29 protein-coding genes are annotated in these 26,812 nt (G+C 40.1%); 15 read left to right on the top strand and 14 right to left on the bottom strand.

The features are described 5' to 3' along the window. Nucleotides 1-22 precede the first annotated feature (22 nt). Nucleotides 23-907: a ChaN family lipoprotein gene (locus F3059_RS03025; RefSeq protein ID WP_151166467.1), complete on the top strand. Its 885-nt coding sequence runs from the start codon at nt 23-25 to the stop codon at nt 905-907. Between the two features lie 54 nt (nt 908-961). Here F3059_RS03025 and F3059_RS03020 read toward each other — a convergent pair whose 3' ends face one another. Next, entirely contained in the window at nt 962-1,519 is a 558-nt protein-coding gene (locus tag F3059_RS03020; protein ID WP_170265009.1) for a 5-formyltetrahydrofolate cyclo-ligase, read from the bottom strand. Then, complete coding sequence (locus F3059_RS03015; RefSeq protein WP_151166465.1) at nt 1,519-2,439, bottom strand: tryptophan 2,3-dioxygenase family protein; 921 nt, start codon at nt 2,437-2,439, stop codon at nt 1,519-1,521. Before F3059_RS03015 ends, F3059_RS03020 begins: the two co-directional genes overlap by 1 nt. Nucleotides 2,440-2,545: 106 nt before the next feature. Here F3059_RS03015 and F3059_RS03010 point away from each other — a divergent pair, with 106 nt between their 5' ends. Next, nucleotides 2,546-3,640 (top strand): FAD:protein FMN transferase, encoded by a 1,095-nt coding sequence (locus F3059_RS03010; RefSeq protein ID WP_151166464.1) that lies wholly within the window; start codon nt 2,546-2,548, stop codon nt 3,638-3,640. Here F3059_RS03010 and F3059_RS03005 read toward each other — a convergent pair. After that, nucleotides 3,637-3,846 (bottom strand): membrane or secreted protein, encoded by a 210-nt coding sequence (locus F3059_RS03005; protein ID WP_151166463.1) that lies wholly within the window; start codon nt 3,844-3,846, stop codon nt 3,637-3,639. The genes F3059_RS03010 and F3059_RS03005 overlap by 4 nt on opposite strands. A 143-nt stretch (nt 3,847-3,989) precedes the next feature. On the opposite strand from F3059_RS03005, the gene mazG reads away from it, so the two are divergent. Beyond that, nucleotides 3,990-4,763 carry a nucleoside triphosphate pyrophosphohydrolase gene (mazG, locus tag F3059_RS03000; RefSeq protein ID WP_151166462.1) on the top strand — a complete coding sequence of 258 codons (774 nt, stop codon included), beginning with the start codon at nt 3,990-3,992 and terminating at the stop codon, nt 4,761-4,763. 75 nt (nt 4,764-4,838) lie between these two features. On the opposite strand, the gene F3059_RS02995 is transcribed toward mazG, so the two are convergent. From F3059_RS02995 to F3059_RS02975, 5 genes are all read right to left on the bottom strand, one after another. Continuing rightward, entirely contained in the window at nt 4,839-5,165 is a 327-nt protein-coding gene (locus F3059_RS02995) for a type II toxin-antitoxin system RelE/ParE family toxin (RefSeq protein WP_151166461.1), read from the bottom strand. Further along, a complete protein-coding gene (locus F3059_RS02990; protein WP_151166460.1) occupies nt 5,155-5,361 on the bottom strand; it encodes a hypothetical protein in 207 nt (68 codons plus the stop codon). The genes F3059_RS02995 and F3059_RS02990 overlap by 11 nt, the downstream gene beginning before the upstream one ends. 264 nt (nt 5,362-5,625) lie before the next feature. After that, nucleotides 5,626-6,666: a hypothetical protein gene (locus F3059_RS02985; RefSeq protein ID WP_151166459.1), complete on the bottom strand. Its 1,041-nt coding sequence runs from the start codon at nt 6,664-6,666 to the stop codon at nt 5,626-5,628. A 77-nt stretch (nt 6,667-6,743) separates the two neighbouring features. Then, on the bottom strand, nt 6,744-7,535 hold the full coding sequence (locus tag F3059_RS02980) for a tryptophan-rich sensory protein (protein ID WP_151166458.1): 792 nt from the start codon (nt 7,533-7,535) through the stop codon (nt 6,744-6,746). Between the two features lie 97 nt (nt 7,536-7,632). After that, the gene (locus F3059_RS02975) at nt 7,633-8,304 is read right to left on the bottom strand and encodes a YceI family protein (protein ID WP_151166457.1); all 672 of its coding nucleotides are present in this window, start codon (nt 8,302-8,304) and stop codon (nt 7,633-7,635) included. Between the two features lie 247 nt (nt 8,305-8,551). Between F3059_RS02975 and F3059_RS02970 the strand changes: the two genes are divergently transcribed. Beyond that, on the top strand, nt 8,552-9,241 hold the full coding sequence (locus tag F3059_RS02970; protein ID WP_151166456.1) for an outer membrane beta-barrel protein: 690 nt from the start codon (nt 8,552-8,554) through the stop codon (nt 9,239-9,241). A 58-nt stretch (nt 9,242-9,299) separates the two neighbouring features. Next, nucleotides 9,300-10,010, top strand: coding sequence for an outer membrane beta-barrel protein (locus tag F3059_RS02965; protein WP_151166455.1), 711 nt, complete (start codon nt 9,300-9,302; stop codon nt 10,008-10,010). Between the two features lie 67 nt (nt 10,011-10,077). Here the strand turns inward: F3059_RS02965 and F3059_RS02960 are convergent, their stop codons facing one another. After that, a complete protein-coding gene (locus F3059_RS02960; protein WP_151166454.1) occupies nt 10,078-10,470 on the bottom strand; it encodes a hypothetical protein in 393 nt (130 codons plus the stop codon). Between the two features lie 94 nt (nt 10,471-10,564). On the opposite strand from F3059_RS02960, the gene F3059_RS02955 reads away from it, so the two are divergent. The 5 genes from F3059_RS02955 (at nt 10,565) to F3059_RS02935 (ending at nt 16,031) form a co-directional block, all read left to right on the top strand. Then, nucleotides 10,565-12,748 carry a WG repeat-containing protein gene (locus F3059_RS02955; protein ID WP_151166453.1) on the top strand — a complete coding sequence of 728 codons (2,184 nt, stop codon included), beginning with the start codon at nt 10,565-10,567 and terminating at the stop codon, nt 12,746-12,748. Continuing rightward, entirely contained in the window at nt 12,745-13,518 is a 774-nt protein-coding gene (locus tag F3059_RS02950) for an energy transducer TonB family protein (RefSeq protein ID WP_151166452.1), read from the top strand. The genes F3059_RS02955 and F3059_RS02950 overlap by 4 nt, the downstream gene beginning before the upstream one ends. Before the next feature lie 45 nt (nt 13,519-13,563). Further along, a complete protein-coding gene (locus F3059_RS02945) occupies nt 13,564-14,076 on the top strand; it encodes a GbsR/MarR family transcriptional regulator (protein ID WP_151166451.1) in 513 nt (170 codons plus the stop codon). Continuing rightward, on the top strand, nt 14,073-14,456 hold the full coding sequence (locus tag F3059_RS02940; RefSeq protein WP_151166450.1) for a hypothetical protein: 384 nt from the start codon (nt 14,073-14,075) through the stop codon (nt 14,454-14,456). Before F3059_RS02945 ends, F3059_RS02940 begins: the two co-directional genes overlap by 4 nt. Nucleotides 14,457-14,543: 87 nt before the next feature. After that, nucleotides 14,544-16,031: a DUF4301 family protein gene (locus F3059_RS02935; protein ID WP_151166449.1), complete on the top strand. Its 1,488-nt coding sequence runs from the start codon at nt 14,544-14,546 to the stop codon at nt 16,029-16,031. Nucleotides 16,032-16,081: 50 nt separating this feature from the next. Here F3059_RS02935 and F3059_RS02930 read toward each other — a convergent pair whose 3' ends face one another. Further along, on the bottom strand, nt 16,082-16,837 hold the full coding sequence (locus tag F3059_RS02930) for a hypothetical protein (RefSeq protein WP_151166448.1): 756 nt from the start codon (nt 16,835-16,837) through the stop codon (nt 16,082-16,084). Nucleotides 16,838-16,962: 125 nt separating this feature from the next. On the opposite strand from F3059_RS02930, the gene F3059_RS02925 reads away from it, so the two are divergent. Next, nucleotides 16,963-17,517 (top strand): hypothetical protein, encoded by a 555-nt coding sequence (locus tag F3059_RS02925; protein WP_151166447.1) that lies wholly within the window; start codon nt 16,963-16,965, stop codon nt 17,515-17,517. On the opposite strand, the gene F3059_RS02920 is transcribed toward F3059_RS02925, so the two are convergent. The 3 genes from F3059_RS02920 to cls are packed head-to-tail and all read right to left on the bottom strand — an operon-like array spanning nt 17,501 to nt 20,879. Next, a complete protein-coding gene (locus F3059_RS02920; RefSeq protein WP_223274527.1) occupies nt 17,501-18,559 on the bottom strand; it encodes a CaiB/BaiF CoA transferase family protein in 1,059 nt (352 codons plus the stop codon). The two genes, F3059_RS02925 and F3059_RS02920, sit on opposite strands and share 17 nt — an antisense overlap. Beyond that, nucleotides 18,549-19,370, bottom strand: a complete 822-nt coding sequence (locus tag F3059_RS02915; protein ID WP_151166445.1) for a DUF2189 domain-containing protein — start codon at nt 19,368-19,370, stop codon at nt 18,549-18,551. The genes F3059_RS02920 and F3059_RS02915 overlap by 11 nt, the downstream gene beginning before the upstream one ends. A gap of 30 nt (nt 19,371-19,400) precedes the next feature. Continuing rightward, complete coding sequence (gene cls / locus F3059_RS02910) at nt 19,401-20,879, bottom strand: cardiolipin synthase (protein ID WP_170265007.1); 1,479 nt, start codon at nt 20,877-20,879, stop codon at nt 19,401-19,403. A gap of 154 nt (nt 20,880-21,033) precedes the next feature. On the opposite strand from cls, the gene F3059_RS02905 reads away from it, so the two are divergent. After that, nucleotides 21,034-21,561 (top strand): DUF4399 domain-containing protein, encoded by a 528-nt coding sequence (locus F3059_RS02905; RefSeq protein ID WP_223274526.1) that lies wholly within the window; start codon nt 21,034-21,036, stop codon nt 21,559-21,561. Nucleotides 21,562-21,638: 77 nt separating this feature from the next. Here F3059_RS02905 and F3059_RS02900 read toward each other — a convergent pair whose 3' ends face one another. Further along, nucleotides 21,639-22,247, bottom strand: a complete 609-nt coding sequence (locus tag F3059_RS02900) for a hypothetical protein (RefSeq protein ID WP_151166443.1) — start codon at nt 22,245-22,247, stop codon at nt 21,639-21,641. A gap of 118 nt (nt 22,248-22,365) precedes the next feature. On the opposite strand from F3059_RS02900, the gene F3059_RS02895 reads away from it, so the two are divergent. From F3059_RS02895 to F3059_RS02885, 3 genes are all read left to right on the top strand, one after another. Further along, complete coding sequence (locus F3059_RS02895; RefSeq protein WP_151166442.1) at nt 22,366-23,190, top strand: helix-turn-helix domain-containing protein; 825 nt, start codon at nt 22,366-22,368, stop codon at nt 23,188-23,190. Between the two features lie 99 nt (nt 23,191-23,289). After that, nucleotides 23,290-25,707 (top strand): TonB-dependent receptor, encoded by a 2,418-nt coding sequence (locus F3059_RS02890; RefSeq protein ID WP_151166441.1) that lies wholly within the window; start codon nt 23,290-23,292, stop codon nt 25,705-25,707. Between the two features lie 27 nt (nt 25,708-25,734). Then, on the top strand, nt 25,735-26,643 hold the full coding sequence (locus F3059_RS02885) for a DUF2279 domain-containing protein (RefSeq protein WP_151166440.1): 909 nt from the start codon (nt 25,735-25,737) through the stop codon (nt 26,641-26,643). The last annotated feature ends 169 nt before the right edge of the window (nt 26,644-26,812 follow it).

Below are 26,812 nucleotides of genomic sequence, written 5' to 3'. Positions count from 1 at the left end.
ATTTTCAACAGAACTTACAATTATGAAAGGTAGAGTACTTCTATTAGTTTCCATTTTGCTGAATATTAGTTTGATAGGTCAGGACTTAGCAGCTTACAAGATCTACAACTCAAAAGGAAAAGAAGTAACCTTCACTGATTTAATCAAATCATTTAGCAAAAAGGATGTCATTTTGGTAGGCGAGCAACACAATGATCCTATCGCTCATTGGATGCAGCTCGAAATAACGAAAGCAATTCACGATCAGAACCAAAACCTCGTCCTCGGAGCTGAAATGTTTGAAGCCGATGACCAGGTTATTATGGACGAATACCTGAGCGGAATTATCCGTCACAAGGATTTTCAAAAAGAAGCGAAAGTTTGGCCTAATTACGAAACAGATTATAAACCACTGGTTGAATTTGCGAATGAGAACAAGTTACCTTTCATCGCCACTAATATTCCCAGAAGATACGCATCGATGATCGTAAGAACCGGATTTGAAGGAATAGATAGCTTAAACGAACATCAAAAATCACTTTTACCGGAATTTCCAATTCCGTTTGATACAGCAGCTCCCGGGTACAGCGAAATGATGAGCATGATGGGCGGAGCTCATGGCCACGGTGGAGGTGACAGAATGCTGAACATGGTAAAAGCCCAGGCCAGCAAAGACGCGACAATGGCACATCGCATAGCTCAGGCTCTGACCGAAAAAGACAAAAAAGCGCAGTTCATCCACTATCAGGGTGATTATCACAGCGCGAATAAAGGCGGAATTTATTGGTACCTGAATGAGTACGCGCCCAAGTTGAAAGTTGGTGTGATGTCAACGGTTATTGGAAAGGATGCAGAATGGAAAAGTGAATTTGAAAATCGGGCAGATTTCATCCTTGTTGTTGATGAAGATATGACGAAGACACACTAGCTGCCTATCTTAATTTTCCAATATCTTCGTTATAGTTGTTCTGGAATTCATAAATCAACATGCTATAAGTTCATTCTCAGTAATGATTTTTTGGATTTTCACATCCCACTCATCAATTCTGAAATCATCAACGATTTGTAAATCGTAACAAATGGCGATAATATCACCGTTGAATTTGGAGAGGAAGCGGTCGTAATAACCGCCTCCGTAACCTATTCTCTTTCCTTTTCTTGTGAAAACTGCTCCCGGAGCAATGATAAGATCAATCTCTTTTTGGTTCGCTTTTTCAGCTGAAGCAGGAGGTTCCATGATATTGTACAACCCCATTTTCAAATCAGATATCTGCTCGATGTAGCGAGCTTCCATAGGGTCGTTTTTTCGAGGTATAACCGGAACACAAACACGCTTTCCATCTTTCAGCATTTTTTCAATTGCTGCGTGGGTAAAGACTTCACTCTTAAAGCTGATAAAAACGAAAATGGTTGTTGACTTTTGATACTCCTCAGTATTGAAAAGCCGATTCCAAATCTGTTTGTCTTTTGCTTCTCGTTCAGCTTTTGATTGAGCATCCCGCTCGGCTAAAATCTTTTTCCGGAGCGTCTTCTTTTCCACTATAAGAAATCTTTAGCCCAATTGTCTAACTCATCTTTAGACCAAACATTGGGGAAGAACTTTCTGCGTTGAAAAGCCGGGTGAAGATATTTTTGCCAGTCGCTGGAACCAGTAGCCTGTTTCGCTTCACCTTTTCTGGCTAAATAACTATTAGCCGTTTGCAAATGAACGATAGGCCACTCAATGTTATAAGCCCTGTCAAATGTGCGAAGCGCATTCCTGAGCGGTTCCACATCTTTTCCTTCATCTTTCATCTGCTCGAGTCTTACCTGGAGGTTTTTATCCTTCATATCACGGGCAAGCGCTTTGAATTCATCGAGGTATTTTTCTTCAAACTCGCGCAGAGTGAGCGATTTTTTCCCCGTTTTGTGATCGAGTCCGGCTTCCTGCCAGTAAACATAATCAAAGAGATCATCGGTTGTTGCATCTTTTGGAACATCCTTCATTCGTTTTTCGTGAATGAGGTTTTCCATTTTAGTGCAGTAAAGTTCTATCAACCTAAATTGTGCAGATTGAAATCCGCTCGCGGGTGCCAAACTCAACCTGAACTGGTTGTAAGCATCGTAATCCATTCCCTTCGTCATAACACCAAAAGAATTGATTAGCATTGAAGTGTAACGGTTGAGGCGATAGACTTTCTCAGCCATTTCCTCAACAGACAGTCCTCTTTGTTTGGTCAGAACCTTGAGTTCGTGAATCATCAACTTTAAAACGAGCTCTGTGATTTGGTGATAGACGATGAAAACTGTTTCATCATGGAAGTTAGTGCGTGTTTTTTGAAGCGTTAAAAGTGTGTCTACTTCAACATATTCCCAGTAATTTACAGGTTTTTGGTGGAGTAGACCGTGCAAATACATTTCAGGGTTTTCATCCTGTGCTTTGTATTTATTTTGAATTCTTTTTAGAATTTCTTCATCCATGATTTTATCGTTTTGACGCAAAACAAAGCAGATTTTGCGAGTTAAAAAATGATTTTCTTCAGGTTCGTTTCCGTTGCAGTTAGCATCTTTGCAACAAATTCAAATTATGAGATTCATTTACGCGACCATAGCATTGGCTTTTCTCTTTTCCTGTAATTCCAACAACGGTCAGAACCAGACCAAAGATACGGCTACGGAGCAAACTAATGGCTCTGACCAAAAATCTATTGCAGGCGAGGCGCAGGGAACAACTTATCACATTTCGTACTACGGTAAAGCTGCTGAAAATTCGCTCAAAAGCGATGTTGACTCGCTGCTCAAGCAGATTGACTTTTCGCTTTCCGGCTGGAATGAAGGATCTGTAATTACAGCCATGAATACAAAAGATACAAATGAGGTTGTGGTACATGACACGTTTAATTATGTCACTGATAATTTCAAAATGGCTCGTAAGGTTTATGTAAAGACTGATGGAGCTTTTGATCCAACTATCGGTCCGCTTGTGAATTTATGGGGATTTGGATTGGAAAAAAGAGGAAACGTAACCGATGAATCTGTAAATGCTCTTTTGCCGCTTGTAGCTTTTGATTTTCAAAGTGTCCGCCTTACGCGTTTTGACTCGACAGAAAAAGCAGGGCCTGTAAGGATGTTTTACCGCAAAAATGCTGATATGCAACTCGACTTTAACGGAATTGCTCAGGGCTACTCGGTTGAAAAACTAGCTAGTTTATTCAATGATCAAAATATCGATTCTTACATGATCGAGCTGGGAGGTGAAATCAAAACGAAGGGAAAGAAAAATGATGGAACATACTGGAAAATAGGAGTTGATAAACCGGTTTCACCTGATGAGGAACGTCAACTACAAGCTGTTCTGACTTTGAAAAATCAATCTGTTGCTACATCGGGATCTTACCGAAAGTTCTACGAACAGGATGGTGAACGTTTTTCTCATACGATTGATCCAAAAACGGGCAAACCTGTTACACACAATCTTTTGAGTACGACCGTTGTCATGGAAGATTGCACGTTAGCAGATGCTTACGCAACAGCTTTCATGGTAATGGGAACTGAGAAAACAAAAGAATTTCTACAGTCTAATACTGATGTAAAAATGGATGTTTACCTCATTTACGATGAGGGTGGAGAATTTAAAACGTGGATGAGTGAAGGAATGAAAAAAATGACAGAAGAAATTTAAGCTTCCTTCTTATCGTCATTTTGACACTGTTGATTTGGCTCAGCTCCACACATGCTGCATGTAACACCTTCTTCGTTGAGCATAGGGTTGTTACCTGCACAGGTTCCGGCAAATTCACCGTCTTTCTTCACGAGAATCTTGATAGCGATTCCGGCAAATGCAAGTGCGAGCATTCCAATAGCAACTAAAATAACTGTCCAATCCATAATCTTTTCTTTTACATCACAAAAGTACGATAACTGATAATTTACGTTCGGGATTTGTTGAAATTTTTGATTGAACTCGCGATCTGACCAAAAATTGATGGATTCCAAGTACCTTTGAACTGCATTATTGAACACAATTATTTATGGCGACAATCGAAGAAAAAAAAGAAGCATTTGAGAGGTTATTGAACATTATGGATGACTTGAGAGAAGGTTGTCCGTGGGATAGAAAGCAAACGCTCGACAGCTTGCGCTACCTAACAATTGAGGAGACGTACGAGTTGAGTGATGCCATTTTGAGCAAGGATTATGAAGAGCTCAAAGGTGAGATTGGCGACATTATGCTACACATGGTTTTTTATTCGAAAATTGCCAGTGAAAAGAATGAATTCGATGTGGCTGATGTGTTGAATGCAATTTGTGATAAACTCGTTCACAGGCATCCGCACATTTACGGTGATGTAGAGGCCAAAACGGAGGAAGAAGTAAAAGCGAACTGGGAAGAACTAAAACTCAAAGAGGGGAAGAAGTCTGTTTTGCAGGGAGTTCCCAAATCATTACCGGCTGTCGTGAAAGCGAGCCGAATCCAGGAAAAGGTTAAAGGAGTTGGGTTTGATTGGGACAATAAAGACCAGGTTTGGGATAAAGTGCAGGAAGAGATTCAGGAATTTCGTGAAGAAGAGAAAAACGGAAACAAAGAACGCATGGAGGAGGAGTTTGGCGACTTGATGTTCTCACTCATCAACTACGCTAGATTTATTGGCGTCAATCCTGAAGATGCACTTGAGAAAACAAACAGAAAATTTATCAAACGCTTTCAATACCTCGAGGAAAAAACGAATAGTCAGAACCAGAGCCTCAAAGAGATGTCGCTCGAAGAAATGGAAGCTATTTGGCAGGAGGCGAAGAAGAGTTAAGCTGTAAAATGGAAAACGATAGAGGTTGAGTGTGACCTGAGTTCATATATTAATACTGAAATGCTTATTGTATAACTATTTAATAGCTTTCAAGAGTTCTATTAATTCTTTATTTGTCAAATTTTCTTTGTCTGCTTTATCATAAATGGAAAGTAAATAAACAATATTGTTGGAGATAGCAATATTAGTAATCACTCTAGCACCTCCGCTTTTCCCTTTACCTTTAGATTTAATGGCAAGGCGAATTTTATAGCAGTTCTTACCAAGTTCTTTACCTTGTTTTGGTTCAATTTCTAAACTTCTAATTAATGAAGCAAATTCAGCTTTGAGAGAGGGATACTTTTTAGCTAGTTTCTTGAGTTCCTTTTTGAATTTTGGAACCGCAATAACATTATAACTCATCAAGTAAATCTTTTGCAGGAATCCCTTTTAATTTACCTTCTTTGATTGAATTAAGTTCATCAACAGCTTCTTTAATATTGCTCATAAGCTCCGCTTTATCATCAGAAAGCGGTTTAACTTTGACAAAATTCAAACTGTTAAGTAGTTCCATTACAAACGAAACCTTGTTGTCTTTTATGTCCAATAATACTTTCATAATACAATTTGTAATTAAGATTAAATAATGATCATTCACCAAATTCTTATCAGTGTTTTAGAGTTCATTAATTAAACTATTTCAAATTTTGATAATTGACTAAACGCCATAACCAAAGATACTCAATATTAACGCAGAATAAAAAGTTTAAATACTCTGAAGTATGAAACATCTATTACTCTAAACTACTGGAATTAAACTATACTGAAGTAGAAAACTTGAAAATAAGGACAGAGTATCACTGAAGAGACAACTAAAAAGTAACTAAAAATTCAACTTCGCTACGTGTCCCGAAAGCATGAATCGCAACTGAACCTTGAGGATGTCGCCCATATTGGTACATTCGTTAAAGACTGTCGTGTCAGACATTTGGTTGAGATCCTGTTTCAGTTGTTCAACCTTTTCGGGAACTGAAATGGTATCTTCACGCATACACTCGATTAACTCATCAACCCGGTCATATTCCAGTTTTAGTCGCCTGGCTATAAGTGTCCGTTCCTCGAATTGATACTGACGGGTTGTGGCAACCGAAACAAAGTCCATTCCCATTTCAATGATCGGGTTGTTTTCCTTGAAGTACTGCGGTAGATAAACACTCTTGTTTCCCTCGTAACTCTGTTGGTCAAAGTCGATTGCCCGAATTCTGTACTGTTCATCTTCAAAGTCGGGCGTGATGTCAATAACGTAGTTGTACGATCTCATGTCTCCCAACAACCTGATGAAACAGCGTTCGTTGAACTTGATAAACTCTTTCACAAAACGCACACGATTGAAGTTGGGTCGTTCCAGTTCGGTTTTCAAAAACTCATCTCCCGGAATTCCGGCTATGTGTTCCTCAACTAGCGTATCATCATGAACCAGGTATGAGATGAAGTTAGGAGAGAGCAGGTGTTCAAGTTCCAAACCGTAAACACGTGAAGAATCAGCTTTTTTGACGTACATGTAATCGTAGTTGTCATTCAGCAGGTTTACGATTTTCACCCTAAAAGGCTTCGAGTTACCAAAATGACAAAAGTCTATTCGCTCAACACGCAGGTGATTCGTTATTTCTTTATCTCCGTCTGTTTTGAGCAGCGAGTACGTCATCAATAAGTTTTCATGCAACTCCTCGTAAAACGACTCATCGTAAATGAGGCAATCCCAAAGCGTGTTGTTATCGTGCTTATCGAATAGCGGAAAACTCTCTCTGTACTGAGCCAGCTCATCGTATTTAACTGGTAGTTCCAGATGTCTGCTGTATTGATCGAGGTAGGAGGTAAGCGGTTCTCTTATTGCGAAAAATGGTTTTTTCTTGGATATTTCCATGCGTCAAATAAACGTTTGAATGCAAAGTTAGCTAACAGAACGGGATTGAGCGGTTTCAGGTTCTGACCGTGAAAAAACTAATGGTCAGATCTGGCTCTAACCGAAGCTTTGTTTTTATTGATCTTATAGCGGTGCACAGCGATGTTGACGAACAGAATAATGGCGCAGGCAAAGGCAAACCACGAAATTTCATCAACCTGATGATATCGAGCAACACCAATAGCCACGAGCGCCCAAATCCCAACCAGAGCCAACACATCAGTATTTCTTTTCCATAGCATAAACAAATACACGATCAGAGCCACAGCAATCATAACATACGTCCATATGGTCATGGAAAGTGGCGCACCGCTGTACCCTATTTTGATCAAATAAGCAGCAGTATTGGCGATTGAGGCGGCAATAATCCACCCGAGGTAGAGACTAAAAGGCCATCTGACAAAGATGTATTGTTTTAGAGGAGCTTTTGAAGTGTTGATTTGTTCAATGAACAGAATTGCCAGCAGGCAAATGAGTAATAAAAACATCACAATTACTGAAAGTCCGGTGTAATGATTGAGCCACATAAAAACCCATATCGTGTTGAGCAGGTTGATGGCAATAAAGTAAAACCCGAATTTTTGAGGCAATTCATTTTCATCGTTTGTTTTGAAGATATCTGCACACATTTTGATCAGGAAAAGAGCTTGCCCCAGGTAGATCATCCCCCAAATTGAAAATGCATAACCGGCCGGAGTGAAAAGCGTGAAATACTGCCTGGAAACACTCGCCATTGTTTCATTATTGATTTCACCGGTATTTGAAAGGTAGTTGACATACAGTGTTCCGATGAATGTAATGAGCGCTAATACCTGTGTGATTCGTTTCAAGTGACTGGATTTATGAGTTTGCGACTAAAATTACAGAATTTCAAGCAAAAAAAAGCCGACCCAAATGAGTCGGCTTCAAAAATACAATTGTGATGAATTATGATTTTGGATTGAGTTTTAGGTCAACCATCACTTCAATTTCATCAGTGATCGTCATGTCTTTCATGCTCATTGTGTAAGCAACATCGTACTCGTGACGATCAAATACTAATTTACCTTTAGCAGTTCCTTCTTTAGGGTTGAATGCTACATCAGTAATTTTTTCTTCTTGAGTTTTGCCTCTAACTGTTAAATCACCAGTGATTGTGTTAGATGCTTCATCGTAAGATTTGATTTTAAATGAAGCAGTTGGGTGTTTCTTAACAGCAAAGAAATCGTCAGCTTTAAGGTGACCGATTAATTTCTCAGGAGTTTTGTCTTTTTCTGGATCGTAGTTGTCATCAGTAGCAACCATTGTGTTCATATCGATAACAAACTCACCACCTGTGATTTTATCACCTTTTGCTGTAAGCATGCCTTTTTCAAACATTACGTTTCCAGAGTGTGTGTAAACTCCAACGAGTGTTCCAGCCCACTTTGCTTTACTTTTTGAAGTGTCTACCATCATTGTCATTTCTTTGGCAGACTTTTCATCCTTCATTTCAGTCTTTTCTTTTTTGTCAGCTTTTTTCTCTTTTTCTCCGCCTTTTTCAGCAGAACCTCCACCACCACAAGCGGTTAAGAATGCTGAACCTGCTAAAAACAATGCTAAAAATGTGTTCTTTTTCATAATAAATTGATTTTGTTAGCGCAATTACTAATTTGAATAAATGTATATACACCAAAACTATAAAATTGTTTTTGCACCCGTTAAAAATATTTCAATAATAAATTAACATTCAACTCTTAACAAAGCTTTTCTAAATGGATAGTTAAATGGATTTATTGAATAGTAGATCTATTAAATTTCATTGTTAAATGGAGAATTTGTAATCATCAAATTATTTCTGAATTTTAGTCCTGAAAAAATTTAAACCATGGCCTACAGAAAACTCGCTTTACTGATAACTGCACCACTATTTATTTTTATTGCTTCACTAGCTCATGCTCAAAAAGGGCTTTTTCTGAGCCTGAAAGGTATGCCACAGGCTTCAGCGATGCTTGTCAAAGACTCCTATCAATACGATGAGCATACTGTAGATTACTATTTTGGAAATGCATCGGGCTTTGAAGTTGGTTACAACTTCAATGATACAATTGGTGTTAGTTTAGAATTCTTGTTTTCGAAAGAAGGTAATAGGTACCGTTATCGTTTTGATAGTTTGCGTTACGATATAAGAGAACGTTATGAATATCTAAGGATTCCGATACAGTTTGTATTCAACGGAGATCCTACAAATGTTGTAAGCTTTAGAGCTAAAATGGGACCTTCTATCAATATATTGAGGAATGCTAATGTAGTCTACTATTCAAACCTTTTACCCACCATGACGAAGAAAGAAACATACTTTAAAGATATTACCATCAGTTGGGCAATGAATGTTGGCTTAGCTTTTAATGTAACAGATTACTTCTCTATTGATGCAGGTATACGTTCTGATTACAGTTTGACTAATGCAAGAAGAAAGTATTTGGTTTTAAATACTTTATACAGCGATGGCGATAATGAAAAAAGTTATAGACCTTTTATCCTCGCTTTTGAAATAGGAGCAAGATTCAAGCTTTAAAAAAACACACAGTGCCTTAAATAATATTTACCTTTACGCTAAACCAAAACATAACTACATGAACAAGTTTAAATTATTGACCACAGTGATTCTTTTCTTTGTTGGATCGCTAAGCTACGCTCAAAAAGGACTGAACTTTAGTGTTAAAGGAATGCCGCAAGCCTCATTAATGATTAGTAAAACTGACTTTGATAATCCAGATCATGAAAGCAATGTTTATTACGGGAGTGCTTTTGGAGTTGGTATCGGTTATAACTTTACTAGTAAGTTAGGGGTTAGTATGGATTTCCTCTTTTCATCAGAAGGTAATAAATACGCCTACGATACATTAAATACTAAGTTTGAGTACATCGAACAATATAAATACTTTAAGATTCCACTCCAGATCGTCTTTAGTGGTGAAACTTCTAACACAGTATGTTTTAGAGGAAAGTTTGGCCCATATATGGGGCTTTTTAGAAAAGGTGATGTTGAACAGTGGGATGGTAAGGGTGCCGCATTTTTTGATGAACAAAACTTAACCTTTAGAAGTGCCTCAGATGTAATGGAGGACGAATACCAAAGTTTTGTTTTTGGTTTGGCTTTGAATTTAGGTATGGCAATTAACATTACTGATCAAATTGCTATTGATACAGGGTTTAGAACTGATTATGGTTTGACAGATGCTCGAGATAGAAGACTTTTACCTCATGACCCAGATAATGACTATCCGTCAAACCCATTGACTGTAGCCTGGGAATTTGGAGTAAGATATACTTTATCAGATTAAACTAAACGGTAAAGAAAAAAGGGTGTATCAAGAGCGCAGTTTTTCACTTTTGATACACCCACTTATTTTACTTGTCAAAATGCTCTTTAACTCTTGCCACAACTTGATTATCCGTCATGCTGTCGGCAGTTTCCATTTTGATACTTGAAGGTTTTTTAGGAGAGTCTTCAATCGCTTTCTTCAATTCTTTTTTGGCACTGGCCGGACCAAAAACATAGAGCTCGTCATTGTTTTCTATACTTTCCAAAATGTCGTCATAGAAGTTTTTCAGAACCTTTTCTTTCTTCGCCTGTAGCTTTTTCTCATGACGAATTGCCTGATCGCCAAACTTAGATGGGCTATCAATTCTCGTGCTATCATCATCGAGTTCTGAATATATAGTTCTGAGTTTTTCTGTTCCGTTGAGGTCGACAACCAATGCTTTGCGGTGATCGATCCATATACCTTTTTGCTGTTCCATAAGCGTTATTATTAATGAGTTGTTAAGTAATGTTTGAGACCTCTGGCCTCCTTTGTTTTGCTAATGTTATTTTTGGCTAAAATTTAAAGAATTTATGGCAAATAGCTTTTTGAAAATAGGCTATTACTTTACATTTTTCACTCTTTTAACAATTTGGTGTAAGCCGGTAGAAGCTAGTAAGTTGGAGAGAGGGTTTGAAGAACTCAAAGTGTACAACTTTCACGATGCTGAAAGGCTTTTTCGCAAAGCGTTAAAACGGGATTGTGTTGGCGGTTCATACGGACTGGCGTACATGTACGCGATGCCCAATACTCCATTGATAAATAAAGACAGTGCCTATAAATTCATTCGGATTGCTGATACGCTGTTTCTAAAGCTCGAAGAAAAAGACAGAGAAGATCTGGCAGAAGTAAATATCAACCGATCTTCGATAGACTCAGTAAAGCAGGTCGTTTCACACTATTACTTTGAGGATCTGACCGATACAACTGATGTTCAACTTTACAACAACTTTATAGCTAAGCATCACTGGTATAACCAGCTCGATAGCGCTATTTCTCTGCGCAATCAATACGCTTTTCAAAATGCGCTCGACACGAACACTTTTACGGCTTACAAGCATTTCATGGATTGCTATCCAAATGCACCGCAGTTTGAACAGGCAAAAGAAAAATACGAGATACGTTTTTTTGAGACCAAAACTCAGGACGGTACGCTCGAAGATTATCAGGCTTTTGTGAAAGACTATCCCGATAGCCCTTTTCTTCCTCAGGCTCAGCGGAAAGTTTACCAACTATCAACGCGTGATGGTTCGCTGAGCTCTTTTATCAACTTTATTCTTGAAAATCAGGATAATCCGTATGTTGGTGAGGCGTGGGAAAACATTTTTTATCGCTCGGTAAAAACGTTTGCTACTGAAGAGTTGATAGATTTCAGGGATAAGTTTTCAAACTACCCCAAAAAAGAAAAACTGGAAGCCTATATCGGTCAGAGCCGTAAGCGCCTTATCCCAATGATAAAAAACGGAAAATGGGGTTTTATCGATACGTTGGGCAATTGGGCGATAGAACCAGAATTCCAAAAAGTTGATCAGTTTCACGAAGGAAAAGCGCTTGCCGGAAACGGTAATAAACTCGGTTACATCGATCTGTTGGGTGAGTGGTATATCGAGCCTCAATATGATGATGGCTTCGCTTTTCAAAATCATGTGGCAACAGTCGAGAAAAACGGTAAGTTGGGAATGATCAACTATTACGGTGAAATGATGTTGTTGCCAAATTACACTGATTTAGGTGAAATGCTATACGGCCGCATATTTTTTGAAAGCGACAGCGGACGCTATGGCTATTTTGATAAAAAGGGAAACGTGGCCATTGAACCGCAATTTTCATCGGCTTATGATTTTGAGAAAGGTTTAGCCCGCGTGAAAGTCGATACAGCATGGTCTGTTATTGATACAGCGGGGCAGCTTTTGTTTCCTCCTCGTTTTGATCAGGTGAGTCTTTTTCAGGATAGCACGATAAGAGCCAAACTCAACAATAAATACGGTTTGCTTAAAGCATCGGGCGATACACTTCTCCCGTTTGAATACGATTTCATTGGTCCTTTCTCTAACAACCTCACCATTGTAGCAAAAGATGGTAAATACCATTACATTAACTCAAAAGGAGAAAAAGCCTTTAAAAAAGAATACGATTATTCTTCCATCGTCATCAATTACGGTCAGTTTGAAGATGGCTACGCAAAATACCGGAATGACCGAAAATTCGGGGTGATAGATACTGCCGGGAATCGTGTTTTTCCCGCAATATTTGAGGAAATAGGCACGTTTAAACCACCGTTGATTCCCGTTAAAAAGTACGGGAAATGGGGATTTGCCAATATGAATGTCGATTTGGAAATCCGTTACCGGTTTGATTATGCCTGGCCATTTATCGACTCGCTGGCTCGCGTTGAGGTGAGTGATAGCGTTGGTGTTATCGACAGGGAAGGAGAGTATGTTTTGCCAACAAATTTTGAAGAAATTAAACCTGTTAAACAAGGATACATTTCAAAACGTAAAGGGAATTACGGCATTCTGGATAACAAAGCCAACTTTCTGTTGCCCGAGATATTTCACGATGTTCAGGCAATCGATGACCGCTATTTTATCGTTAGAATAGAGAGTTATTTGGCCATTTTTGACATGCAACGAAACAGGTTTATCTACGCTCAGGAAGGATTTTCAGAGTTGATGATTGATAACTCGATGCCGGCCGGATCTGACCAGGAAGAATGAGTTTAAAAGACTACATAGCAAAACACCGCACAGCTATTGCTCTCACAGCATTAGTGCACATTTTGGCGTTTGTGATTTTCGATATTGCGACACTCAAAGATGCCGAAACGAAAGACTCCACGATAACCATGCAATTTTCAGAACCAGAAGTAGCAGATCCGGAACAAATACCTGAGGAGCAGGAATTGACTGAGACTGAACAGTCAGAGCCTTCATCGAACAAAGCTGTGAATAAAAGTGCTCCTGAGATGCTCGACAAAGCCGATTACAATAAGATTGAAGAAAACGTTCCAAATGAATCTAAAAGCCAGGTTGAGAAAGAAATCAACGAGCGACTCAAGAAACTGGAACAGGAGGTGATTCAGGAACAACGCGATGCTGGATACGGATACACGAAAGAAGAGGCTGAGGCACTGATCAACAGTAAAAAACAGCCGCAGTTAGAAGAGGTAAAAGAAAAGAAAGCCGTTTCTGAAGGAGCCGTAAAAGGAAATACCAACATCTCTTACAAACTCGAAAACCGTTACGATACTTACATGGATGTTCCGGTTTATATGTGTCAGTACGGAGGTGAAGTAACAGTCAATATCGTGGTTGACAGATCAGGAAGGGTACTGGCAGCAAAGGTTGACGAGGAAACATCTAAATCTGACGATGGCTGTTTACAACGAGCTGCGATTCAGGCTGCTCAAAATACTCGTTTCAATAATTCGCAACAAGCCCCTGAAGCTCAAAAGGGGAGCATCACTTTTCGATTCGTTTCTCAATAGTTTCAGAAACTTTTGAAAGTTCGTAAACTTTTATATCTTTGAAGTATGGATTTCGAAGATAAAAAGAAAGAATTCCTACAAACGTGGGGAACTTTCGGCTCAAAATGGGGGATCAACAAAGCAATGGCGCAAATCCATGCGCTTTTGCTCATCGCACCTGAACCTTTGTGCACTGATGATATCATGGAAGAGCTTCACATTTCACGTGGAAACGTGAATATGAATGTTCGAAATCTGCTCGATTGGGGCCTTGTTTCAAAAATTCACAAAGAAGGAGAGCGCAAGGAGTTTTTTATAGCCGAGAAAGAGATTTGGAAAGTGATTTCAATAGTCACTGCCGAGAGAAGGAAACGCGAAATAGAGCCGGTGATCAATTTATTGCAGGAAGCTCAACATGTTGATAAGAAGGATAAAGAACAGGCGGAATTCAGAAAAGTAACCGGTGAACTCCTGCACTACACGGAATTGGCTGACAATTTGCTCGAAACACTGAGTAGGAGTGAGCAAAATTGGTTTGTAAACGGGATTAGAAAATTATTTTACAGGAAGAAATCATGAGATACAGGCAAACGTTGATTGAATTGATGCTAATGGTGATTTCATTTGTGGTTCTCATTGCATCATGTAGTATCGATTATTTTTGGTTGGCTATGACTGCTTTGGGCCTGGTACAATTAGGAGGTGCTTACTATCATATCCGCAAACACGAGTATTACTACCCGATGAATATTTTGATTAATTATTACGTCATTGGAATTGTTGTGTACACGATTGTCACATTATCGCTTTATTACACATTGCCCAATTCCATGATATTTAATGCTGTTTTTTACAGCGGTTCATGGGGATTGGCAATCTATAAACTCTCAATAGCTTACAGGCGAGAACGCAAGAAGAGTAGAAACTCCAGATTTTTGACCAATTTAGAGTTTGAATAAAGGCTATTAGATTGTCATTATTTTTTTAATTTGCCCACAACAAACAACCATTTTCTGAATTAATAACCCTATTTCATAAAGTCTTACATGATCGAAATTACAGATCAGTTCTTGAAAGAGCTGGATAAATATGATATGAACATAGATGAGGTTGAAGAGCAACTCATCTACTTTCAAAAAGGAACACAAAAGCTGGATATTCAGCGACCAGCTGTGATCGGTGACGGTATATTACTGATTGGAGAAGAATCTGCTGAATATTACAAATCCCTTTACGAAGAGACGCTCAATAATTTACAGGTTGGGAAATTTGTGCCGGCCTCTGGTGCAGCGAGCAGAATGTTCAAGTTGTTGTTCAATTATTTGGAAAATGATGAAGTAACTCCTGAGATAGAAAAATTTGCTGAGAATTTTGAGAAATTCGCTTTCAGCAAGCCGGTTGAGGATTACCTTCAACTGCACGGGATACAGCTCAATGGATCTGACCGTGAAAATTTGAAAACTATTGTTGAGATTCTTCTCGACAACCAGGGGATAGGTTACGGGGCTACGCCAAAAGCGCTGATCGATTTTCACCTCTATGCCAATGAAATTAGAAAAGCAGTAGATGAGCAACTCGCTGAGGCGGCTTCTTACGCGGTAAATGATGATGGCACATGCCACATTCATTTCACCATCTCTGAAGCCCACGAAACGCGTTTCAGAACCTATCTCAATGCAGTTATCAGTAAGTATGAGCAACGCTATGGAGTTCGCTACAGAATATCGTGGTCTTTCCAGCGCAGAAAAACCGATACACTTGCGGTGGATAAAGAATTTAGACCGGTGAAAACGAATAGAGGAAAACTCCTGTTCAGACCCGGAGGGCACGGTGCGCTTTTGTCAAACCTGCAGGATTTGAACGATGACATTGTTTTCATAAAAAACATCGATAACGTTCAGGTTGAAAGCATTCAAAAACGAGCATCAGAGTACAAGAAATTATTGGGCGGAAAGCTGATTGAACTCAAAAAGGCGAGTAACGCTTACTTGCGAGCTCTTGATGAAGGCGTTGATTCAGATTTGAAAAATGAGATCATCGATTTCGCTAAAGAACAATTGAACCTGGATATTTCAAATGATATTGATGAGAAGAAATTACATTCTCTGCTCAACAGGCCACTCCGCGTTTGCGGAATGGTGAAAAACGAAGGTGAGCCGGGCGGAGGTCCATTTTGGGTGAAGCAAAACGGACAGGTTTCTCTCCAAATCGTTGAAAAAGCACAGATCGACTTTTCAGATCCGGAGCAGAAAAAAGCTGTGGAGCAATCCACCCATTTCAATCCGGTTGATATCGTTTGTTCACTGAAGAACTACAAAGGAGAGTCTTTTAATCTCAACGATTACATTGAGCGTAACTGGTCGTTTGTATCTGAAAAGAGTTATAACGGTCAGTCGATATTAGCTCTTGAACACCCAGGATTGTGGAATGGGAGTATGGCTTACTGGAATACAGTTTTTATTGAAGTTCCGCTAGAGACTTTTAGTCCGGTTAAAACGGTGTTAGACCTCATTAAACCGGCACATCAGGCATAAAAAAAACTCCATCGATTTCGATGGAGTTTTTTTTAATTCTTAAATCCTAATTATCCATTGAGGTTAGATTCTAAACGCTCAAACTTAGAGTTATCAGGAGCAAGTTTACGAGCCAATGAAGCAGCTTCTCTGGCTTTTTCCAATTCATCTTCTTCCTTGAGGTATTCAACATATTCGATGAATCCATCTTCAAAAGCAGTAACATTGTATTCTGTTGGTTCGTAACCACCTTCTTTAGCAAGCTCTTTAAACTTCTTGATTGCACTTTCAGAATGTTTATCACCGTTGTAGCGGTTACGAGACTTGTAATCTGCAACAGCTTTAAAAAGTTCAACAGCCGGATCGCTAGGATCAATTCTCAATCCGTACTTCAAATAATATGAAGCTTTTCTCCAGTCTTGCTGAACATAAAAACTCTTCGCTTCATTGATCGCCATGCGTTTAAACATGCCAATTGTTTCTCTATTTTCTTCAAATAGTGTTTCCTCGTCTTTTTCTCCTTTACGGATGTCACGCTTTGTAAACTTAGCTGCGAGCTTGATCGCATCTTTTGTAGCGTCTTCGTAGTACTGTCTCAGCTCAGGATCTTCAGAGATCTTCTTGAGCGATAGAGCAGCGTATAAGTACGGTTCTGACTCGTATTTTGTATCGTCATCTTCAGTAGCTTTGATCGCTTTGTCATAGCACTTTTCGTAATCACCCATCACGTAGAGGTCGAATAATTTTGTCATGCTACCTCCGGCTACCTGTGCAAAAGCAGACCCTGTAAATAAAGCTAACCCAATGGTCAAAATCGATAATTTCATTGCTCGTAGTTTCATATTTTCCTTTCGTTTTTAGTGCTTCAAAGTTTATAAAATTCTTGAACTCTTAAAATGTGCCTTTGTTTAAACAAGAACAATACCAAAAATTTGTTCTTTTGCACAGCGCCATGAAAAAAGAAATAGGAGACAACATATCAATCAGCAAACAAGACGATGAGGTGCTGATCAAAATTATCAATCCGCTAGAAGGGTGGCAGGAAATGGCTTTACTGGGCTGGTTAGTTCTGTGGACAAGTCTCGGGATTTACGTCACATTTTATCTTTTCAATGCCGGTCTCGAGCGCGATGCCTACATCTTTTTCATCGTCTATCTTTCATTTTGGGGGTATTTCGAATACAAAGCGCTCCACGGTTACCTCTTTAAAAAGTTCGGTTACGAGCTCATCAAAATCAATAAAGAAAAACTGTTGTACAAGCGCTCGCTCTTTAAGCGCGGAAAAATCAAAAACTACCTGCGCAAGAATATCAAAGGATTCAGATTATTTGAGCCGTCCAAAAAATCATTTGCAGCAGCTTACAACAAAACATTTTGGACAGTTGGAAACGAGCAGATAGAGTTCGACTATTTGGGCGGGAAGGTAAGTTTTGGAATGCACCTCGAAGAAAAAGATGCTCGCCAGCTAACAGTGTTCCTCAATCGTCAACTCAAGACGATACGCTAAAAATATTTCCTTTTACGCGTTTGGTTTTTGTTCCGTCAATCGTTTCGGTCAGAACCAGCTTTTGAGCCTGCTCATCGGCAAAAACCTCTTCAAGTGTTTTCACAGCTCCGGCCGGGATACCGCGGTCTAGCAGATTTTTCATCAATGTTTCTCTGTCAATTTGGCTAATCACTTTTGTCAGAATATCGATTAATGCTTTTCTGTTTTTTACTCTTGAGGCGTTGTCGCAGAATCGTTGATCTGTTTTTAGTTCATTCATATCCAGATACTCGCAGAGTTGAGCAAATTGGCTTTGCGTGCCCACAGCCAGTACAACTTTCCTGTTGTCTGATGTCGTGAAAATATCACCGTATGGAGCGATGTTAGGATGTTTAGTTCCAATAGGTTCCGGTGAAACACCCGTCATTAAATAATTACTTCCCTGATTGATCAGCGAAGCCAGAGCCGCTTCGTAAAGTGTGACATTGACCCGGTAAGCCTTCGGTTCTGACTGTCGCTTCAATAATGCTATCAGCAATCCTTCCTTTAATTGGTGAGCAGCTAAAACATCAACCATAGCAACCGGCATTTTGGCCAGGTGCTCATGATCAGAACCGGTCATGCTCAAAAATCCTGTTTCAGCTTGTAGTACAACATCAAAAGCCGGGCGAGATGTGTGCGGGAAACCTGTAATGGTACCTAAAATAACATTCGGATTGACTTTCTTCAGCGACTCAAAATCCACTCTGAATTTTTTAGCTGTGCTCTCCTTGAAATTTGAGAGGACGATATCAGCATCTTTAATCAGATCGTGAATTTCATCCTGGTGTTCTTTTTTGTTGAGGTCGCGTTGCTGGTATTCTTTTTTGTAGTTGACGCTGGAGAAGTAAGCTGAAGTGCCTGAGTTCGGCTCTGACCGTGAAAACCAATGGCGCGTCATATCGCCACCGGTTGTCGCGTTTTCCACTTTGATGACACGAGCACCCAACTCGGCAAAAAAAGTGCCCACAGATGGTCCTGCGAGCACACTTGCTAATTCGATGACGGTAAGTTTATTGAACATGTACATCTAATTCTTCATCTGGGCTGGACTCGCCTCCGTAAAGGTCTTCGTAAATGGCGTAAGTTGCCAGTATACTGAATGGAATAGTAACTAACAATCCAATCCCCAGGAATATAGCACCAGCAAAGTTGATTAACCCAAGTACAATGAGAAATAGTAAAAAGCTGAAAAACTTTTTGTTAACTACTTTACGGCTCGTTTCCATAGCTTGCCAAAAACCGTACTTTTTCAATACAATTAACGGAGTTGTAATGGTGTAAATGAGGCCTACGTAAATGGATATTATCAAGATTAATAAAATTGGGATGATAATGCTGGTAAGGTTTTCAGCAAATTCACCGCCCATAAAATAATCTTTTAAAAATGCTTCTAGTTCATCTTCAGATTGTGCCAGTTGAATGATTTCTTCAAATGGTACAACTGCCCACAAAAGATAGAGTATTGGCAGTATGAGAGCAATGAACATGATGAGCATATATACTATCTGGTAGAGTGCAATGGGACCAAAGAAGTTGAAACCGCCAAAGAAGTCTTTAAATTCAGGTTCCTGGCCTCGACTAATTTTATCGGCTGCAATGAAGTAACCGGCATACAAAAGTACGGTGAGTATGTTAGCTAATACATTCCCAACAACAGGAATAAATCCAAGGATAAACCCGGCAATTACTGAAATGATGAAAAACACTACGAGTGTTCCTATGTGCAAAAGGGCCTGACTTTTAAAAAGTTCCCAACCTCTGTTTAGGTATTGATTGAACTTGAATTGGTAGCCGTTTTCTAATGGGTCGTTTGTGCCTGAAAGAGTTTCCATTTTGTTTGATTTTAGGTTAGGTTTTCGAATTTAAAGCAAAGGAGAGAATAATCGTGCGAAAGATTCCAATATTTTATACAGCAATTTTCTGTTTTTCCATCTTTCCGGATTCATCATTTCGCTGTGTTTTAAATCATCCTCAAAGATTTCACGAGCTTTTTTTGCTGTTTCAATATCGTAAATGAAAGCATTGATTTCAAAATTCGTGTAAAAACTCCTAATATCCATATTGGCTGTGCCAACGGAGGTGAATTGATCATCAACGACTACAGTTTTGGCGTGAAGGAAGCCTTTCGTGTAAAGATAGATTTTGACATCAGCTTCCAGGAGAGGACGCAGATAAGAGAATCCGGCAAGCTGTGTTATTTTAGTGTCACTGCTGCTCGGGATCATCAGTCTTACATCAACACCGCCCTGTGCTGCAGCGATAAGCGCATTGACCATACTCGAGTTAGGAATAAAATAGGGCGATTGAATGTAAACGTATTTTGAACTGCTGGCGATAGCTGTGAACAATGCCAACATGATCGATTCCCAGTCGCTGTCAGGACCGCTTGCAGCTATTTGAACCAGTTTGGGTGTTTCGAGCTGTGGCTGATCTGGAAAGTACTCGTTTGTGTGGCCAAGTTGTTCGGTTGATGCGAAGTTCCAGTTCAGGATAAACTGGATTTGAAGTTGGACAACTGCTTCACCTTCAATACGGAAATGGGAGTCGCGCCAGTAAGTTTTTGCTTTTTCGCCCGGCACATTCAGGTAGCGATCGCTGAGGTTGATTCCGCCCACATATCCGGTTTTTCCGTCAATTACGACAATCTTCCGGTGATTCCTGTAATTGATTTTACTCGTGAATTGCGGAAAGAAAACGGGCATAAAGGATTCAACTTTAACAACATGTTTTCTCAACTCCCTAACCGTACTGCTCTTAAGGCTTGAACTACCAACCGAATCGAACAGCATCCTCACTTCAACTCCTTCTTTGGCTTTATCGGTCAGAGCCGAAAACAGCTCACCCGTATGTTCTCCATCTTCAATGATGTAGTATTCGAGGTGGATGTGGTTTTCAGCATTTTTGATGTCTTCCAGAAGCGCCTCGTACTTGCGTTCTCCGTTGATGAGGAAGTCGACTTTGTTGTTGGTAGTCAAAACGGCTCTGCTATTGAAAAAGAGTTGGCGAGCGATTTTTTGACTTTGCGGTAGCAGCTTTTCCTGAATCAGCTCGCTTTCAAAAAAGGCATTGGAGTGTTTGCGTTGCCATTCTTTGATCTTTTTGTCATCGAACAACTCTTTGCGCGAGAAAATTTTATCCTTCCTGAAATTGCGGCCAAACAAGAAGTAGATGATCAACCCCACAAAAGGCAACGCGATAATCGCCACGATATAGCTCACCGTTTTAGCCGGGTTTTTGTTGTCGAGCAGAATAAAGAATATTGTGAAAATACTCACAACGTAATAGATGGCTGTGAGCACTTTAAAGGAAATATCAAATATGTCAGTAAGGTTATCTAGCAAATCAGTTCTTTGATGGTGTTGCCAAATTTAGTGTAGTTGATCCACAATTACAGCATTTGAATGCGATGTTTAAATCCTTCACATTCTATATTCATGGCAGGTTCGATAAGTTCAATAACTTTACACCGCTAATTCAAATTTAAAAGCAAGAATTATGAAAAAATTGTACATCGCTGCTATAGCGTTTGGCTTTATGGCAGCATCATGCGGTTCTCCATCTGGATCTGACCAAAAAGAGAACACGAAAGAGGAAACGAAAAAGGAACAAACCGACAAAAAAGCTGAAAAGAAGGCTGATAAAAAGGAAAAGAAAGCTGAAGCTCCTGAATTGCCGGCTGTTCCTAAAGGTGCTAAAGTATTCTTTGCAAACTTAGAAGACGGTGCTGAAGTTAAGTCTCCGTTAGCAGTTGAGTTTGGTATTGAAGGAATGAAAGTGAAGCCAGCGGGTGAAGTTGTAGAAGGTACTGGTCACCATCACATTGTAATCGATGGAAAATTCATCGAAATGGGTGGTACTGTTCCGGCTGATGATACGCATATTCACTATGGTGGCGGTCAGGTAAAAGATACGCTCGATTTAGAGCCGGGTAAGCACACGCTTACGCTTCAGTTTGCTGATGGTCTTCACCGTTCTTACGGAAAGCAAATGAGTAATTCAATTACTGTTAAAGTGACTGAATAAGTTATTTATCAATAAAGTAAAAGGCCATGAAACCGAGTTTCATGGCCTTTTTTGTTTTGAGCAAGTAGTGTAGAGATTTAGTTTTTTGTCGCCTTAAATGCTCCGTTGACATCGATATGCTCATCTTGGCTTCCAATTCCATCCAACTCGAGCTGATTAGCATTGAGTACAATTTCCAATACATTTCCGTTATCGCTTTGCTCTATTGTGAAAGAGCCTGTGGAAGATAAATCTGAGCTGTAAGATTTGTCTTTAGTATAAACTGAAATGCTGTTATCAGTCATTCCAGAACCAATTTCATAAGTTCCGTCATCAGGACCGGCCATTGTTGAGTTGTCAACTTCTTCCATAATGCGAAGTGTCAATTCCTCATCCTGGTTTTGCCCTTCCAATGTGAGCAGCCAAACGTCATAAGATTTTCCATTTGAGTTTACAGAGCCGTTTTCTTTCCATGTTGCTGATCCTTCCATCGTGAAGGCGGTGTCACCAAACATTGAAGCTTTGCCCATTCCGTTTGTTACATCATCGAGTACAACAGTTGTATCTGAGCTGTTGTTATTGTTGTTGGAATTGTTGTTATTGTTTGATGTTGGAGTGGGATCGTCATTGTCATCTTTATCGCAGCTAACTGATGCCACAACAAGAAATGTGATAAATAACATTGAAATGAGGTTTACTTTTTTCATTTTGTTTAAGTTTATGTTTTGGTATAAGATTGATTGAACCGGAGTTGTCTTTGGTCTGGTTGATCACAAACCTAATGTGAGAAGTCAAGAGGAGCCTTGTATAAATCGGACATTGATAATGAGAGTTCTGGAACAAAAGCCTGATCAGGCGGTCAGTAGGTACATCAATCGATATTTACTCGTGGAAGCTGATAAGAGTGAAATGCCTGAGGTGAAAATTCTTCCCACAGGTTATTCGTATTTGTCTAAAGTGTTTGGAGAACTCAGCAGAGTTGAGAGTCCCACAAAAAGCGGCTACATTCCACGTTTTTTTCTTGGCGGTCAAATCACCAGGCAGGATATTTCATTGTTTCCTGTTCATGAATTCATTCACTTTGGTATTGAATTCAAACCAACCGGAATTCACCATTTCTTCAATATAGATATGTCTGAAACAGTGAATGGATTTGAAGATGGTAATGTTTTGTTGGAAGAGCAGGTAAGTGAAGAATTGTTGAGTCTAATTGATAGTAACTCTTTTGAAGACAGTTGTAATAAATTGGATGACTACTTCATTCAACTTTTGCGGAGAAGCTCAAAGCAAGAAAAAGACCAGCAAATTGAAAAGGCTGTGGATCTGATCATTGAAAATGCAAACTCAATATCAATAAATGATTTGGCGCAAAAAGTGTTTTTGTCTCCCCGACAATTGAGAAGAAAGTTCAAGGAAATATGCGGTATTCCTCCCGGAGCTTACCGAAATATCATTCAAATCAATAACGTGTATTCCAGTATCGCGAAGAATGATGAAAAACGTCTCAGCGAGCTCGCTTATCACTGTGGTTTTTACGATACTTCACATTTTGTGAAAACATTTGAAAAGCTGATGAATGAAAAGCCTTTAGATTTTATCAATAGGGATGATTCCTTTTTGCAGACTTACATCAAATATGCCCGTGATTGATCAATTAAAAATCGACTGATGCAATCTTTAATTTTCATATTTGTTGAAAACAATTAAACTGCTCACAGGTTTAAAAACCTGGAACCATATTATTCAATCATGTTGAAGTTTAGATTAGTACTGGTATTCAGCTTTATAGCTCTTTTCTCATTTGCGCAAAAAGGGAAAATTGACGGAATTGTTTTAGACGCTGTAAGCAAAGAACCGGTTCCATTTGCCAATGTTGTGGTGGCAGGAACACAAATTGGAGCCAGTACCGATATCGATGGAAAGTTCACGATTAAAGAAGTGCCATTCGGTTATCAAAAACTGGAGGTTTCAGTAGTGGGCTACGAGCGCAAAATAACCAACGATGTTTATGTGACCCAAAACCAATCGCCATACATTGAGATCAACCTCAATAAAACCAGCACACAACTCAAAGAAGTGACCATCACCTCTTCAGCATTTGACAAGCCGGCTGAGAGTCCTGTTTCGTTGCAAACAATTGGTGTGGAGGAAATAGAACGAAATCCAGGATCTAACCGTGATGTTTCGCGTGTTATTCAATCTTTGCCGGGCGTTACATCAACGCCTAGCTTCAGGAATGATATCCTTATTCGTGGTGGTGCTCCAAACGAAAACCAGTTTTACATTGATGGTGTGGAAACACCTGTTATCAATCACTTTCAGACCCAGGGTTCGAGCGGTGGCCCGGTTGGAATCCTCAACGCCAATTTGCTCCAAAAAGTGAATCTCTACACCGGTGCATTTCCAAGTAATAGAGGAGGAGCGCTTAGCTCAGTACTGGAAATTGAGCAGAAAGAAGGAAATAAAGAAGCGCTGCACTTGCGTGGAAACATTGGAGCATCAGAAGTTGGACTTGCCGTGGACGGACCAATAGGCGAAAAGACGACTTACAATATCTCGGCTCGTCAATCGTATTTGCAGTTTCTCTTCCAGGCTTTGCGGTTGCCGTTTTTGCCCACTTTTAATGACGGGCAATTCAAGATCAAGCACAAGTTCAATGAGAAGAATCAAATCACATTTGTCGGACTGGGAGCTATCGATCAATTCAGGTTGAATGAATCGGTGAATGACGGACTCGATCCCAACGATCCCGATGATGCCGAAACGATTGAGGAGAATAACTACACACTGGGCAACATCCCGATCAACGAGCAATACAACTACACGATTGGAGCCGTTTACAAGCACTTTGAGGAAAATAGCTTCCAAACCGTTGTGGTATCGCGAAATGCGTTGAACAACTCGGCTTACAAGTACCAGGATAATGATGAGAGCGATCCTTCCAAGAAAATTCTCGATTACAACTCAACTGAGTCTGAAAATAAGATGCGGTTCGAGAATACTATCAGGAAGAATAGTTGGAAAGTGAACATGGGCGTGAATCTTGAAAATGCCCGCTACACAAACTCCACTTTTGATAGGATTGCGACTCCGCAAGGCTCCATCACACGGAATTTCGAATCGGATCTGACCGTGAACAAATACGGAATCTTTGGTCAGATCTCTCGTCCCGTGCTCAACGCCCGACTCGATCTCTCTTTTGGGTTCCGATTGGATGGAAACGACTACAACAGCGAAATGCAGAATCCGCTCAATCAATTCTCGCCTCGCTTTAGCGCTTCCTATTCGCTTACTGATCGCTGGAGTATCAACTTCAACACAGGGCGCTACCACCAGTTGCCGGCTTATACAGCTCTTGGTTTTTCTAACTCTGATGGGACATTGATCAACAAGGAAAGATTGAAGTACATTCAATCTGACCACGTTGTGGCGGGCGTGCAGTACAACCCCGATAGCAAAACCAAAATTACGGTTGAAGGATTTTATAAGTTTTACCGCCAATACCCGTTTTCATTGTCTGACAGCATTAGCCTGGCCAATTTGGGAGCTGATTTTGGCGTAATTGGGAACGGACCTATTGCCAGTACGAACAAAGGCAGAGCTTATGGAGCAGAATTTCTCATCCAGCGAAAAGCCAAAAAGGGGCTTTTCGGAATCTTGAGTTACACCTATGTGCGCAGTGAGTTCCAGGATGTAAATGGCGATTACGTTCCGTCATCGTGGGATGCCAAACATATTTTGACATTGACGGCCGGAAAGAAGTTCAAAAACAACTGGCAGGTTGGGCTCAAATGGCGCTTTGTTGGCGGATTGCCTTACACACCTTATGACGTACAGGCCTCGGCTCTGAAAGAGAACTGGAACGTGAGAGGTGCGGGACTACCCGATTATTCTCGCCTGAACGAACGCAGATTGAGCAATTTTCAGCAATTAGACTTGCGAGTTGACAAAACCTGGTACTTCAAAAAGTGGTCGCTCAACCTGTATTTTGATATTCAAAACGCTTACAATTTTAAAGCTGAGCAGCAGGACAACTTCAATGTAGAGCAAAATGCTAATGGAGAACCCGTTACAGATCCTAATGATCCGTCAAGATATGAGTTGTACAGAATTGATAATGAAGCTGGAACAGTACTCCCAACCCTCGGGGTCATTTTTGATATTTAATCTCGGCTTAAATACTACATTCGCAACGTGAAAAGAGGGATTACGCTACTAGTATTTTTTATCCTTTGTTCAACCGGTTTTTCTCAGCTCGATGTAGAAGGATTTTACCCCGATTCACTGCGCAAAGATCGTTTGAAGTTATCGGTCGGAACCATGGGTGCCGCCTACGGAGTTACCATGTACAGCCTGTACAATTTGTGGTATAAAAACTACGACCAGTCCAGCTTTCATTTCTTCAACGACAACGACCAGTGGTTACAGATGGACAAAGCGGGTCACATCTACAGCACTTATAGACTCGGCTCCATTGCATTTGAAGCATTGCGTTGGAGTGGAGTAGAATACAAGAAATCACTTTGGTACGGATCTGCAGCGGCATTTGTCTCCGTTTCCAGCATTGAGATTTTTGATGCATACTCGGCAAAGTGGGGTTTTTCGTGGGGCGATATGGCAGCTAACACAGCCGGGACAGCACTTTTTATCGCTCAGGAATACGCCTGGCAAGATCAGCGCGTAAGGATCAAAATCTCGTATCATCCTACAACTTATGCTCAGTATCGCCCCGATGCGTTGGGGAGCAACTGGCGCTCCAGACTCACAAAAGATTACAACGGGCAGAGCTACTGGGCGAGCTTCAACATCAATTCATTCGCCAAGACAGATTGGATTCCGCAGTGGTTAAACATAGCCGTGGGCTATAGCGGAGCCGGAATGCTGGGAGGAACAGAAAACCCCGAGATGTACGATGGACAACAATTACCCAATTTCTCGCGCCAGCGTCAGTTTTACCTCAGCTTTGATGTGGACTTAGACCGCATCCCCGTTCAAAACCATTTGCTCAAAGGCGTCCTCAAGATCGTCAACCTCATCAAAATCCCCGGTCCGGCCCTCCGCCTCCAGGACGGCAGGTTTATCGTTGATGGGTTTTATTATTGAGGGTTTGTTTTTTCTTTGTCTTCTTATACCTTTATAAAAGTTTATGTTTCCTTTAATTAATCAGGTATTTACCTTAACAGTTTTAAGTGAACTAGAATGAGCTTAGTTTTAGTTATAAGGGAGATAGCTTGTTAAAGAAATGCAATTTGTAAACCTGTGAGTTGACAAA

It is taken from the genome of Salibacter halophilus (assembly GCF_008806325.1).
Lineage (GTDB): Bacteria > Bacteroidota > Bacteroidia > Flavobacteriales_G > Salibacteraceae > Salibacter > Salibacter halophilus.
The sequence above is the reverse complement of the archived record's forward strand: the minus strand, read 5'-3'. Positions and strand labels throughout refer to the sequence as shown.